Source organism: Geobacter grbiciae (assembly GCF_018531165.1).
Classification (GTDB): Bacteria; Desulfobacterota; Desulfuromonadia; order Geobacterales; family Geobacteraceae; genus Geobacter; species Geobacter metallireducens.
Genome location: NZ_JAHDIW010000013.1, coordinates 1 through 13,482, shown reverse-complemented (window position 1 = coordinate 13,482; position 13,482 = coordinate 1). Strand labels below are relative to the sequence as shown.

Below are 13,482 nucleotides of genomic sequence, written 5' to 3'. Positions count from 1 at the left end.
AGGCATAGCACAGCTTATCTATTCATTCCATCAATCATGAGACGCTTCAAAAATAACCGAGATGGCCGGATATTTCCTCAGCGCCTTTTTTCGTAAGCGGAATGAGTTCCTTGTGGATCCTTTTGGCGCTAAACCGCGTGATTAGCCCGGGAAGGACAACGGCCCCGACTACATTGGAACTGTAATCGCGGACAGGTGCAGCAACACAGGTAACACCCACTTCCATCTCCTCCCGACTGACGGCATATCCCTGTTGCTTCACCTGCTGAAGGTACTCGAGAAAGCTCGCAGGATCGGTAATCGTATAGGGCGTGTTCCGCTTAAGCTGATGCTCTGAAATATACCTCACCAACTTGTCTCCCGGAAAGTGGGCCAGCTGCGCCTTCCCGGCTGCCGTGCAATAGGCGGGAAGCCTTATAGCGATTGGCGGCACAACCCGTACCGGCTGGGTGCACACCACCCCATCTAGACAGATAACGGAAAATTCTCTCAAAACCGTCAGGCAGACCGTCTCGTTGCATTTCCTGACCATGGCCTCCATGGTGGGTCTCGCTCGACTGACGAGTCTCATCTGCCTGGCAACCATCCGGCTGAGGTGAAAGGCCTTGAGGCCGAGCCGGTAACTGCCGGTACTGGCGTTATACTCGATGAACCTGCGGGATTCGAGGGTAGCCAGCAACCTGAACACGTTGTTCTTGTGGAGTTGCAGACGCCTCCCCAGCTCACTCAGGCTCAGCTCGCTGACATCACCCCGGAACTGTTCCAAGAGCTCGAAAGCGTGGTCGACCGACTTAATCAAAGAAATGGGTTTATCTTTCTTCTTCATAGTTCGTGTTCCATCTCCCTGTCATAATTCGGAACCGTCAAACCAAGGAAACTTCTCCGGCAGAGCTTCGCTCAAGTTTAATCATCTTGAGTTCTCCCAAGGAGGCACAGAGACAGAGAGAATGCAAACATTTGTTCTTACTCACTCCAAGGGATAAGAGGGATATTCTCAGCACCTTGTAATGGTTTTGACCTTTTTGTGCCATGGTGCCTTTGTATTAAATTAATTTGCACTTAAGTAATATCAATCACCCAAGTCAATATGGCGGTACCACTAAAGAACAACACAAGCAAAAAATTCATAAACATGTCGGCGTGTTCGAGTAGTAACAGCCTCATCCCAAGCAGACACACCCCATAGAGAGCTATAAAAAAAGGAACGGAAAAACGTGATGTGAATATAAAGTCAAGCATCGCCCCCCCTGTAAAGGCTGCTGTCAACGGCAAAGACTTCCCCTACGCAAGAATGAGTTTTTCAAGCCTTGCGGACAGTCAACGACATCATTACCATTACGTCATTTCTTTCTCGTTTCGATGTAGCCTTTGATCCAGGATGTTGGGATGTGATTCCCCATATCCCCTTCCACCCGAGGCGAACCCCAAAAGCTTCGATTCCAGGCCATGTCCATTGGTTGTTTTCGCCTGACATGATATTAGCCAACTTTCCATCTTTAACTGGATGTTAATACTGGGATAGGTGCTTCCTTGTGAACCACATCACAGCTGACAAATGGGAATCCAATATGCTCATGCGCCCCCATGACTAGCAAATCGGCGCCGGAATTCGCTACGAGATTAAGAATTAATTCCCAAGTTCCTTCACTATATTTAGAATAGACCTCTTTTTGGGCTGAGATCCCATGGCAAGCAAGATGGCGCTCCACCTCAATGCTGGCTTGTCGCGCCTCATCGTCAGTGTTGGCCAGAGATAACAGAATTGCATCGGCCCCCTTCTCTATTAAAGCCAGAGAGTCATTGAGAGCACGAGCCGACTCCCGCGACCCGTTCCAGACGATTAGCGGACGACGGCCGATATTCGGAAAGTCACCGCTGCGCGGAACGACCAGCACTGGGCGCCCAGAAGAGATTGCCACTTCCTCAGCTAACTGCTGTGGAACAATATCATCCATATAGTTAGTCTGCTGACCAAAAACCATAAGATCGCCATAACGCGAATAGTCCGTTATCTGCTTCAAAACCTCGCGTTCACTACCTCTATTGATGTCATGCCAGTCTGAATTCAGCAGCCCTGCAGTAGCCCGCACGAACATTTCCCTTGCAAGTTCAACAGACGCAGTGTACTCCTCGGGGGGCCAATTGACGATGATTCCCACATGATCTGCATGGGTCCGCTGTCCGAACACGCCAACCAATCGAGCATCACTACGTCGAGCCAATGATGTAGCTAAATCGATTCTTGCCATTGATCCAGCATTCGAGTCCACATGAACAAGTATGTTTTTCAAGGTCATCTCTCCCTGCCCTCCATTTATATGGGGTTTTGCCACTTGATAAAGCGATGAAAGCACAGCTTGGGGAAGAAGATGCTCACTTCGCCCTTCCGGAGCCATCTACTTTCGACATCAAATATCAGAAGGTTGGCGAAGCAACGTCGACCTGACTGCACACCTTCGGCACCTTCGCCTTCTGTTTCAATGATGCCAAGGGAACAGAAACCATGGTGAGCGTGAGCAGCACGAAAGCAACGCTCACCCAACCGCACAGGGCGTATCCCCCATGAGTGATCAGATACCCCGACACTACTGGGCCAACTGCGACGCCTGCGACGAGGAACCCACCTGAAGCAGCCACAACTCGACCCTGAGCATCCAACTCGGCGGCCAGAGCTGTCAGATAAGCCAATGCATAAAAATAGGCAATGGAAATCCCCATAACACCACACGTATAGGGAATCTTTGCGTTGGAAGACTGCAGGATTGTAAAGGTCGACATGCCGGTCGAGACGATCCCTATGAGTACAGGGATCTTCAGACCATAACGTGAACCAACAACCGACGCCACAATAGGACCAACAAGCCCGATTGCGGATTGAATTGATAAGAGAGTTCCGATCTCAGAGTCCTTATATCCTGCGGATAAACCTATACGTTCTGTAAACGCCCAACTCATCGTATCGCGTAGAGCAAATGAGAAAATGGCTATAAGCATGAAGATAGATGCTTTGGAGAACAGACCTTGGTGAGCATGCGGGTGATCCGCAGAAGAATGCGGTTCCGCCTTTGTGTGCTGGGGGAGCTTGAAAAGGAATCCGACAACGGCTAGCATACAGACGGCCAACGCACCATAGACTCCCGCATATCCCCAATGTTCGCTGACGTAAGCAAATGACCACATTGCTGCGACCATCAAGGCAACAAACAGCGTGGACATCTGCCCAGACAACTTTTCGGGATTTTCCGCCGACGCAACTGTGGCATTTCCCACTGCCAAGGCCAGACCACAGCCCAGACCAACAATTGGTCTAAGAACCAGTAGACTGTCAAACGACCCTAGAAACATTGAAACAACGTTTCCTATGATCGCTAGACAGGCTCCCACCAGAGCAACTCTTCGACGTGGTATTTTCCCCATGAACGGCGCCATGGCCAGAGTACCAACCATAACGCCCAGGAACTCAGCTGTTCCCAACATCCCTGCCTTTGACTCATCAAGTTTCAATCCATTCATGGTCGCATTGATCATGAACGGCAGTACTATCATGGCGAGAAGTCCGATCGCGTAGGCCGATGAAAAGGCAGCGAAAAGCAAGCCCCAGTTGTCCGGTCTTAGCTCTGATAAGAACTGTTTCACTTTGCTCGACTGAGGAGCAGACACATCAAGCCGCTCAGAATTGTTCAAGTCCATACTTTTTCTCCTTCAGATTAACACGCAATTTTTGCTTAATTTTATTCTCTTGTCAGAGCAGCACTGCCGCGGCTTCAACATCATGAAGCTCCTTCTGCGGTTTCTCAATGAACAGTTAAGGGGTAGTGTGCCTCTTCCGGGTCAACAGGTCTGTCCCCTCAACAAACTTGTTGAGGGGACAGTTCATTTTGGAACAGAGCCCCTCGACTCCGCTCAGCACAACGCTGATGCTGAGCGGAGTCGAGGGGCTTAAAGTGACTCAGGGATCGACTTAGACCTTCCTCCTGAAAGGTCAGTCAACCTTGAATATAAGAGTTTTGGTTTCTAAAAAGTGTTCCAGTTGTTCCGTCCCGCGGTCCTTGCCAAAACCAGACTGCTTATACCCTCCAAACGGCATTGAATTGTCGTCCGGATCATGACAATTGACGCCAACGGAGCCCGCCTTGAGCCTCGTTATCACCCTGATGGCCCTCGATACATCCTTCGTCCAGACACTCGCCGCCAATCCGTAGATGCTGTCGTTAGCCAAACGGATCACCTCGTTCTCATCCTCAAACGGGGCGACGCACAACACTGGACCAAATATTTCCTCACGCATGATGGTCATATCGTTCCGGCAATCCGCAAAGACGGTCGGTGCTACAAAGAAACCGGGACCATCTAATGCATGCCCACCGCAAATCAGGCGTGCTCCCTCCTCGCTCCCTTTCCTGATGTACCCCATGATCGACTCCTGAGCACTCCTGGAAATGACCGGACCCATTTCGCAATCGCAATCGAGGCCAGGACGCAGCCTGATACTCTGCGCCACTGAAGCAAGTGCCTCCAGGGTCTTCTCATAGATACTCTTGTGCACGTACATCCGTGAACCGGCACTGCATATTTGGCCGGAGTTGTAGAAAATACTCCAGCGCGTGGCTTCGGCAACTGTCGTCACATCTGCATCCGCGAAGACGAGGATCGGCGATTTACCACCGAGTTCCAGGGTCATGCGGGCCATGTTCTGCAGCGCGAACCGGCCGACCTCGCGTCCTACATCGGTGGATCCGGTAAAGGAAACCTTGTTAACCTCGGGGTGGCTCGCCAGATAGCCGCCAATTGCGCTACCGGAGCCGGTCACGATATTCACCACTCCCTTCGGTATCCCGACCTTTTCGCACAGTGAGGCAAAAAAGATCATGCTCAGGGAGGTCAACTGGGCTGGCTTGAGTACAATCGTGCATCCGACGGCCAAGGGAGCTGCGAGCTTCCAGATAGCCATGTTCAACGGCCAGTTCCAGGGAACGATGGCTGCAACGACGCCGATCGGCTCTTTCAGGGTGCAAGCAAAATTCTCACCTGGGAGCGATGTTGAACGGGTCGTTCCTTGTATTTTGGTAGCCCAGCCGGCCATGTAACGCAGCAGGTCTGCCGCCCCCAATACATCGTAATCAAGGCAACCCTGAAGCGCCTTTCCGTTATCGATCGTCTCGATTTCAGCGATGATCTGTGCATGCTCCTCTAGGGCGTCTGCCAGACGATGGATTAGTTTCTGTCTCTCGTTCGGTTTAAGCCGGGACCATTCACTGTCCTCAAAGGCGGAACGGGCGGCAAGAACAGCCCGGTCTACATCGCCGCAGGTGGCACTCGGTATCCGTGTGAGGAATCCTCCTGTGGAGGGTTCAATGACATCAATCGTCTCCCCTGATTCTGCATGTGACCATGCGCCATCAATGTACATCTCCTTCTCTTTGTTCAGAAACTGCCATGTTTCTGCTGTGATTCCGTATTTCTCGAGCATCCTCTTGACATTTGCATCCATGTTGCGGCCTTCCTTTCCGAAGATGAGTATGTGCAATACATTGTTTTAAATAGCAAGGTGGATGCCAGAAGAACTACAGCTGGAAGGGACTAAAGTCTATCCGTCTTGCTTTGATGGCTTATCTAATATGTCAGAACTTTGTTGTAAAAGCGGCAGGTTAGCTTTATGCGGCGATCCGTCATGACGTGTGTCCAGGAGTCTGTCGGACTAAGCCGATTTTGCTAAATTTCATCGATTTTGAGCCGGACTGTTATTAGAAATTTGCCAAGGGCGCTCAGGGGCAAAATTTGAATACCGTATTTTGAAATTTATGCGAGTCCGACAGACTCTTTGATGTAGTGAACACATTTATCTGATACATGCACCAGGTAACTTGTGATGCCATACAGCATCACCTCTTCATATCTGCATCACGCAAAACCAGAATGGACCACTCCGCCGCAAGCAGCGGGGTATCTGATATTATTTCGCCGCTGAACTCGAGGACAAAAACCGCATAAAACCAGCCTATTACGTTTTGCAAATTCATTTGGGCACAACCTTTGCTCACAGGCAGCATTTGTAAGATTTTATATCGAAACATTAAAGTCTTTCTTGGCAATTTCTCCTGTTACTTTTAGTGACAGTGACACTTTGACGAGCGGGCGAAGTGTTTTTCAATACAAACTAGAAAGGAGAATGAATGAAGCAGTGAAAATTTACGTAGGATCTCTTCCAGAAGCCAGAAGCACTACTAGTTAGACATGAATAAAGGAGAACTGAGTATGGGAAATGAAACATCTGCCTGTAATTTGTCAGACAAAGCAATAGCAAAATTGGAGTCCGCTATTGGAAAAGAATTCGTCTTTCTTGACATGCCGCACAGAGCGGTACGCTCGGCGGTCCCGGCACCTTTTCCTCTACACGAGTGGGAAAAACACATCCCCGACGTGGTGGTGATGCCCCAGAGCACGGAAGAAGTGGTCGAGATCATGAAGATCGCTAATGAGTTCCGCATTCCGGTGGTTCCCCGGGCGGGCGCTACTGGCCTAGCAGACGGAGCTGTCCCTCTGCGTGGCGGCATCCTGTTGGATATCAAGCGGATGAATCAAATCCTGGAGATCGATGAAGCTAACATGACAGCAACCGTTCAGCCTGGTGTCGGCATGATGGAACTGAACAAGGTTCTGGGAAGAGTTGGTCTGTTCTATCCGGATGATCCTGCATCATATCCGTGCGCCATCATAGGCGGAAGGATTGGCAGTGGCGGTTTTAGTCTGATCGGCGGTGGGTTTGGTCATGTACCCGACCTGGTGATCAGTATGGAGGTGGTGCTTCCCACCGGAAAAGTGATCCGAGTCGGGGGAGGCGGAGGGAAGTAAATTCGCAAATCTTCCGTAGGGTACCGACTGAAGGACCTATTCATCGGTCATCAGGGGACGTTGGGGGTAACAACCGAGGTCACTCTCGATATCTGCAAAAAACCTGAAGCGGAATGTCCTGCCTTTTTCGGAACTGAATCCTTCGAGGCATCGCACCAGCTAGCATACGACTTGGAAATGCTCGGACTGAAAACGATGGCGGCCGTGCTGATTTTCGATCCACATAAGATCGAATTCCTTAGGCGAGATGATGAGGCCTACATCCCACAACCCCAGAAGGTAAAATCAGTAGTCCTGGCACTTCTGTATGGAACGGAAGCTGAGGTTGCCGCGGCACGGGAGAAGGTTTTCGAGACTGCAGTGGACCGTCATAATGGGGTCTATCTCGGAGACGCGATTTCCAAGGGGGATTGGGCTTCCAGGCACGACCGTTACCATATCACTTATCACGGACGAAATGCTGCAGGAGATGTGTCAATGATGAGTTGGCACTGCGAAGATGCAGCCATCAATCACAGCGAGTTGCCGATGGTACGAAAGAAATGGCATGAAATTGTTTCAAGGTACAAGGCTCAATACGACGGGATTTTCGACGACTGGGGTATGTTCATGTATACCAACAACCCATTCCGCCCCTATGGCGATTATCTCACCGAAATTGATATTGGTGTGGCCGAGTTGAATATGACTCCTGAAATGTGGCAGGCGTTCGTCAAGATGAAAGCCGAAATCGCCCAGGTCGCTTTAGAGGCTGGTGGAAGCATATCCGCCTGCCATGGGGGGACGCGGGCCGGAGATGTGGAAGTCGCCTGCCGCCAGGAACTTGCCGAAGGGTCGTTCGATCTGATGAAGGACATCAAGCGGATGCTGGATCCCAACAACATCATGAACCCCGGCAAATACCTTCTTGATGAAGCATATAACAAATAAAGGGAGGACGGCATGTCCAAAGAGTTTATCAGCAAGAAAAGCATTTACGATACCCCGCTAGGGGATGGCAAGCCTGTCACTTCGGAACTTCGCCGGGACTGCTACGCCGTTTTCGCCTGCAGACACAAGTTCTGCAGGGACGTCTGCCCGGTATTCATCGAAGAGCGTGACGAGAACGGGAGTTCCTACGGTTTCCACGCCGCCATCCTCGGCATGGCGGAAGGGCATGGGGTCCTTTCCGAGATGGCGGACGCATCCAGACTGTGCCTTCAATGTGGGGCCTGCCAGCTCCGCTGCCCGAACACACTGTATACCGGGGACTTCTACGGGCAGACAACCACGACCGTGGATCTGGTGCGCAAGCTGAGAAGAGACCTCGTGGCCCAGAATACCCCGCCTACCAACTGGGAAGATGTGGTCCGGTACGTCCGGGAGGATCTGGACCGTGAGGCTAGCGGTGGCGACGCTTATGTGAAGTGGGCGGAAGGCCTCGGCCTGCCAAATAGCGGCGAGACGATGCTCTTTGTTGATTATTTCAACGCGTTTCAGACTACCGATGTCCCCAGAAATGCGGCGAAAATCCTCAAGGCAGCCGGCATCAAGTTTGGCATCCTCAATAAGGCCTTCCCCACCCTTGGAGAACTCTATGAGAACGACAAGGAGGCTTGGTTGGAATTCGGCAAAAAAACCATCGAGGCCCTCAAAAGTGCCGGAGCCAAAACGGTTGTCATAGTCAACCCGCATGACTTCGTCTTCTTCGTATCAGAGTACCCCAAGTACTTCACAGTCCCCTTCGAAGTCGTTTACTTAACCGACTATCTCGGAAAGTTGTACGAGGATGGAAAGATCGTATTCAAAAACCCCGTGCCCATCAAGGCCACCTATCACGATCCCTGTACATTGAACAAGCACACCCTTTCCTGGGAAGCGCCTCGCAAACTCCTTCAAGCCCTCGAAGGGATTGACTTCCAGGCCGACGATCACGTAACGCAATGGGATTACTGCTGTGGCAATGGGCTGAACAGCTTCAAACGGCTGCTTCCCGAGGTTTCCTACAAGGTGGGGATTAAACGGCTCAGCTTGGCTGAAGAGGTCGGTGCAGAAAAGCTCGTTGTAGCATGTCCGCACTGTCTCGATCAGTTCACGGAAGTGAAGACAAAGTCGGGTTCCACCATAGAACCCGTCCATATTCTCGAACTGATCATTCAGGCGATGGGTATCTAACACATAAAGGAGAAGGTTATGGCCGAAACAGTAAGCATCAAATACGGGCACTATCACGTCGAACCGCGCCGCATGGAGAAAATCCTGACTCAGGATATCAATGAGCATGAGATTGAGAGAATCGTTAAGAACAGGGAAGAATTCCTTGATTGGATGAACCAGCATTTCGCCTACAAGACCCTTCTGGCACCGGAACGGTACAAGTAAGGCGATGGGGCTTGGCAGCGACCGCCCCCCTGCTGCGGCGGGGCGGTCGCTGTATGAGACAATTACTGTACCAGTTATTAGACCTCACGGAGGCGTCTATGAACATAGCCGTATTGATCAAACACGTCGTCGATTCGACCGAGGTACGATTCGACAAAAAGTCGGGCGAGTTACGTTTGCGGGGCTTGCCGGAGAAAATAAGCGATTACGACAAACACGCCATAGAGGCAGCCGTGCAGATCAAGGCAAAGCATGGCGGGAAGGTTACCGCTATCAGTTTCGGGACCAAGGATGCCTTGAAATCCCTTAAAGAAGCAGTCGCGCTTGGGGCAGATGAGGGCGTTTTGGTGCATCATGCGCAGGCCGGCGAACTGTACGACCCAATCCTGGTCGCCCAGGTGCTGGCCAAGGCGACCGGCCATCTCGGAGGCTTCGACTTGGTCCTTTCAGGCTCCATGACGGAGGATGTCACCAACAAAATTGTGGGATCGGCAGTGGCATCTTATCTCAACCTTCCCTATCTTTCCAACGTTTCCAAGCTGGCGGTCGAGGAAGGGGGATATGTCTCCGCCACATCCGAGATCGATGGGTGGGAGGTGGAGACGAAATCCCGGCTTCCGATCGCGCTTTCGGTAATGAGGAAACTGAACGAACCAAGGCTTGCTACGAAGATACAAATCATGAAGGTGCCCATGAAAGCGCTGTCGACAGTCTCTCTTGGCGATATCGGCATGAGCGAGGAATTGAGCACGATCGCGGGGTTCGAGGTCGCGTCCTTTACACCGATCCCCAGCGATCGGAAACGGATCATCATCGAAGATGAAGTTCAGGCCGGCGTAGGTAAGTTGGTAGGGTTTCTGAGAGAGGAGGGAGTGCTGTGAAGGCTTTAATCGTGTCGACCGACGAATGCAGGGTCAAGAAACTCCACCAGTTTGTTTCACGCAAGAACATAGTAGAAGAGGCTCGTGGTATCTGCCTGGATCTTAACGACGTCGTTGCTTCGGACGTTTATGGAGCCCTGGCCTCGACCTGCGACCTGTCGAAATATGAACTGATCATACTTTCCGACCGGGAGCTCGACCATGAGATAGCTGGAATCCTCTCCCGTAAGCTCGGGGCATCGTGCGCGACATGCTGCTGCGAGGTGGCGAATCAGGGAGGTGTGTTGAACCTCCAAAGAGAGGTTTACGGCGGCATCGCCCACATAAACCTGATCGCCAAGCACTTTCCTCTGGTCATCACCATCTCCGGCGCGTCCATTTCGGACGAGAGTCCAGCCGATGCTACGGTGGAGATCCTGACTGTGCCCCCTGGCAGCTCCAACACGGCCATCCTGTCCAAAAAGGAAATAGCCAAGGCCGTCGATCTCGCATCTGCCAGGAAGATCGTGGCTGTAGGCCGGGGTGTGGGAAAGAAGGAGGATTTGGCCTTGTTTAACCAACTGACTGCGATCCTGGGGGCCGAGCTGGGATGCAGCAGGCCGTTGTCGGAGGATTACAAATGGCTTCCGCTGGAACGCCAGGTGGGGCTCACCGGAGAGACAGTGAAGCCGAACCTCTATCTAGCGGTCGGCATCTCAGGACAGGTTCAACATATAGCTGGAATGAGGGATTCCAAGATAATCGTGGCCATCAACAATAACCGCTCTGCTCCGATATTTGAATCCTGCGATTACGGGCTGATCGGGGATCTTTATGAAATTGTGCCGGCCTTAGTGAATAGCCTGTCGTAGATAAAGCTTGGAAAAGATGCGAATATTCGAGCTTTTTCACCAAACCGATTTCACCGATACAATCATTGAGGTGAACCACAACAAACAACCCCGCAGCAAGTAGCGGGGTTGTTTGTAGAACAATACGCAGTAGTGTCCCAAAGGTTCAAAATTGTTTGGCCTCATTTCTGGAACCTGAATCCATAAGTGCTTACAACAATGGAATTTGCCTTTGCGCTATGGATCAGAACCATCGTGAAGGATTTATTCCATCAGTTGACATCAGACATCCCCAAGATGTCGCAATGTTAATTAAAGGTCAACAGGCATGAATGTAACCATAAAGCTGGTGGGGGTATTTAATATAGGCCGATTCAAGGAAGAAGTCCGTAAATATCCTCTAGGAACAAGTGTACGGGAAGTGATTGACGATCTCCAGATTCCCCCTCCTCTGCTCGGAATCGTACTGATTAATGACAGTCATGCCGCCGTCGACAATCCACTCTCCGATGGTGACAGCGTCTGCCTCCTCCCTTTCATCGATGGGGGGTAGAATCTCCCGCAGAGCTGCATAGTCGATCTACTTCATCCAAGGAGCAATCCGTATGAAAATCTTCACCTCAGACCCCGCCGTCGAGCCATCCTCCATACTGTACTCCCGTTGTACGGTCGACCTGAAGAGCGGCTCAATGCGTTATGAAGATGTCCCTTGTCGCAACCTAGAGGACGTTCTGGGTGGATTTGGCCGCTCCTTCCAGATTCTGGCCGAGCGCCGGATCACCCATGCCTATTGCGAAGAGAATCCGCTGATCGTCAACACCGGCCTGTTGACCGGCAGTACCGTCATGACCGGCTTGCGCACCTACTTTTCCGGCTACAGCCCGATCAAGGGATCGAAAAGGGGGCTGCCGGCAGCCATGTGGTCGACCGGTAGCGGCAACTTCGGCGCTAAATTCAAGTGGACCGGCCTAGATGAGCTGATATTCGAAAACCGCTCACCCCATCCGGTCTATGCGCTGATCAGAGAAACCGCCGAGGGGCCGGTGGTGGAGCTGAAATCGGCGGATCATCTGCTCGGGCTCACCTCTCACGAGAAGATGTTGGTTTTGCAGAAGGAGTACGACAATGCCCACTTCGCCTCAATCGGCCAAGCCGGGGAGCGTTGGGAGAATGTATATATGGGTTCGGTGGCACTCTCCACCGATAATCAGCTCAAGTCCGGCGAAGACAAGATGCGTTTTGCCGGACGCGGCGGCATGGGGAGTCTCATGGGGTACAAGAACCTCCTTGCCCTAGTGGCCCAGAGCAGCGACAAGATGAAGACGGTGTCGTCCGCGGTCAAAAACGTCAACATCAATGTCGTCAAGGGGGGCGGTTCGACGCGACTTCAACCAATCAGCCGCGGCGGTGGCGGTGGCACCTGGGCTGCGTACGACGTCCTGCAGGCGTTTCACGCCGTACCGGTAAACAATTTTCGCCCCCAGGGGAACGACCTGCCGGAGAAGTTGTTTCGGGAGCAGGTGGAAAAAGAGTTTGTCATCAAATCAGAAGCCTGCTACCGGTGCGGTATCACCTGCCACAATAACATCCACGAAAGGCGGGAAGACGGCAGCGCCGGCAAGTTCCTGGCCAAATTCGACTATGAACCGCTCAACCTGCTCGGCACCAACCTGGGGATTCATGATGCAGAGAAGGCGGCCCGGCTGATCCATTTGTGCGACAACTATGGCATGGACTCCATTTCCCTGGGGGTGACCATCTCCTACGTCCTCACCTATAACGAGAGGCACCCTGAGCGCCCGCTCCTGAACAGCGCTCTCTTCGGCGAGTATGAAAAGATTGAGGAGCTTGTCACGCTGACCGGCCTAGGGCAGCTGCCGGAGATCGGGCGCGGCTCCATGCGCCTCTCCGAGGCGACCGGAGAGACCTCCTACGCCTACCATGTCAAGGGGTTAGAACTGCCGGCGTATCAGCCCGAGACCAACCCAGGGTATGCGTGGGCAATCGCCGGCGGGCATATGTCCATGGCGACGTACGGGCTTCTTACCCGTGAGGGAAAGTCGGATCTGGATTCCTGGGTTCAGGGGATTACGGTTAACAAACTTCAGATTGTCGGCTTCGACATGATCGGTCTCTGCAAGTTCTTCGACATCACAAAAGGGATCAGCACCCAGATGGTGGTGGACTGCCTCAAGAGTGAATTCAACCTAGATGTAACCACGGAAAGTCTGGCCGCCGCCGTGCGCCGGGCCTTCCTGCGCGGCCTGGCCCTGGAGCTCCGTCAGGGATATGAAAAAAGCGAGTATGCCCTTCCTGCCGAGGTTTGGGAACGACCGAACCAGAAGATCACGCTGCCGAACATTATCACCCCGGAATTCATTAAGGAGCTGGAGAAGAGGGTCTGGGAAGTCTTTGAGCCGGAGCTGGCAGAGTTTTTAGAATAACATCCTGATCAGCGTGCTCGCCGCTAAGATTCCCATTCACCAAGAAAGGAGCAAGTATCCACATGAGCAAAAAACAGGATGCCCTGGAATACCATTCGAGCGGACGCAAAGGAA

General features: G+C 52.1%; 12 protein-coding genes. 8 read left to right on the top strand and 4 right to left on the bottom strand.

Going from position 1 to position 13,482, the window contains the following annotated elements; translation table 11 throughout:
• Window positions 1–46 precede the first annotated feature (46 nt).
• The 4 genes from KJB29_RS14540 to KJB29_RS14525 form a co-directional block, all read right to left on the bottom strand.
• On the bottom strand, window positions 47–826 hold the full coding sequence (locus tag KJB29_RS14540; protein ID WP_215735147.1) for an IclR family transcriptional regulator: 780 nt from the start codon (window positions 824–826) through the stop codon (window positions 47–49).
• Window positions 827–1,496: 670 nt separating this feature from the next.
• Window positions 1,497–2,291 (bottom strand): universal stress protein, encoded by a 795-nt coding sequence (locus KJB29_RS14535; RefSeq protein WP_215735146.1) that lies wholly within the window; start codon window positions 2,289–2,291, stop codon window positions 1,497–1,499.
• 124 nt (window positions 2,292–2,415) lie between these two features.
• Entirely contained in the window at window positions 2,416–3,690 is a 1,275-nt protein-coding gene (locus tag KJB29_RS14530; RefSeq protein ID WP_215735145.1) for an MFS transporter, read from the bottom strand.
• Between the two features lie 292 nt (window positions 3,691–3,982).
• Window positions 3,983–5,491 carry an aldehyde dehydrogenase family protein gene (locus KJB29_RS14525; protein WP_215735144.1) on the bottom strand — a complete coding sequence of 503 codons (1,509 nt, stop codon included), beginning with the start codon at window positions 5,489–5,491 and terminating at the stop codon, window positions 3,983–3,985.
• A gap of 764 nt (window positions 5,492–6,255) precedes the next feature.
• Between KJB29_RS14525 and KJB29_RS14520 the strand changes: the two genes are divergently transcribed.
• From KJB29_RS14520 to KJB29_RS14485, 8 genes are all read left to right on the top strand, one after another.
• Window positions 6,256–6,852, top strand: coding sequence for an FAD-binding oxidoreductase (locus KJB29_RS14520; protein ID WP_215735143.1), 597 nt, complete (start codon window positions 6,256–6,258; stop codon window positions 6,850–6,852).
• Between the two features lie 60 nt (window positions 6,853–6,912).
• Window positions 6,913–7,782, top strand: a complete 870-nt coding sequence (locus tag KJB29_RS14515) for an FAD-binding oxidoreductase (RefSeq protein ID WP_215735142.1) — start codon at window positions 6,913–6,915, stop codon at window positions 7,780–7,782.
• Window positions 7,783–7,794: 12 nt separating this feature from the next.
• Window positions 7,795–9,006 carry a (Fe-S)-binding protein gene (locus KJB29_RS14510; RefSeq protein ID WP_215735141.1) on the top strand — a complete coding sequence of 404 codons (1,212 nt, stop codon included), beginning with the start codon at window positions 7,795–7,797 and terminating at the stop codon, window positions 9,004–9,006.
• A gap of 18 nt (window positions 9,007–9,024) precedes the next feature.
• Entirely contained in the window at window positions 9,025–9,213 is a 189-nt protein-coding gene (locus KJB29_RS14505; RefSeq protein WP_215735140.1) for a hypothetical protein, read from the top strand.
• Window positions 9,214–9,311: 98 nt separating this feature from the next.
• Window positions 9,312–10,094 carry an electron transfer flavoprotein subunit beta/FixA family protein gene (locus KJB29_RS14500; protein ID WP_215735139.1) on the top strand — a complete coding sequence of 261 codons (783 nt, stop codon included), beginning with the start codon at window positions 9,312–9,314 and terminating at the stop codon, window positions 10,092–10,094.
• A complete protein-coding gene (locus KJB29_RS14495) occupies window positions 10,091–10,945 on the top strand; it encodes an electron transfer flavoprotein subunit alpha/FixB family protein (RefSeq protein WP_215735138.1) in 855 nt (284 codons plus the stop codon). Before KJB29_RS14500 ends, KJB29_RS14495 begins: the two co-directional genes overlap by 4 nt.
• A gap of 307 nt (window positions 10,946–11,252) precedes the next feature.
• Complete coding sequence (locus KJB29_RS14490) at window positions 11,253–11,477, top strand: MoaD/ThiS family protein (RefSeq protein WP_215735137.1); 225 nt, start codon at window positions 11,253–11,255, stop codon at window positions 11,475–11,477.
• 52 nt (window positions 11,478–11,529) lie between these two features.
• Entirely contained in the window at window positions 11,530–13,368 is a 1,839-nt protein-coding gene (locus KJB29_RS14485) for an aldehyde ferredoxin oxidoreductase C-terminal domain-containing protein (RefSeq protein ID WP_215735136.1), read from the top strand.
• Window positions 13,369–13,482 lie beyond the last annotated feature (114 nt).

Bases quoted from the DNA above. Each gene is read 5' to 3' on its own strand.
- KJB29_RS14500 (WP_215735139.1), top strand. From the start codon at position 9,312: ATGAACATAGCCGTATTGATCAAACACGTCGTCGATTCGACCGAGGTA.
- KJB29_RS14525 (WP_215735144.1), bottom strand. From the start codon at position 5,491: ATGGATGCAAATGTCAAGAGGATGCTCGAGAAATACGGAATCACAGCA.
- KJB29_RS14540 (WP_215735147.1), bottom strand. From the start codon at position 826: ATGAAGAAGAAAGATAAACCCATTTCTTTGATTAAGTCGGTCGACCAC.
- KJB29_RS14510 (WP_215735141.1), top strand. From the start codon at position 7,795: ATGTCCAAAGAGTTTATCAGCAAGAAAAGCATTTACGATACCCCGCTA.
- KJB29_RS14530 (WP_215735145.1), bottom strand. From the start codon at position 3,690: ATGGACTTGAACAATTCTGAGCGGCTTGATGTGTCTGCTCCTCAGTCG.
- KJB29_RS14520 (WP_215735143.1), top strand. From the start codon at position 6,256: ATGGGAAATGAAACATCTGCCTGTAATTTGTCAGACAAAGCAATAGCA.
- KJB29_RS14505 (WP_215735140.1), top strand. From the start codon at position 9,025: ATGGCCGAAACAGTAAGCATCAAATACGGGCACTATCACGTCGAACCG.
- KJB29_RS14485 (WP_215735136.1), top strand. From the start codon at position 11,530: ATGAAAATCTTCACCTCAGACCCCGCCGTCGAGCCATCCTCCATACTG.
- KJB29_RS14490 (WP_215735137.1), top strand. From the start codon at position 11,253: ATGAATGTAACCATAAAGCTGGTGGGGGTATTTAATATAGGCCGATTC.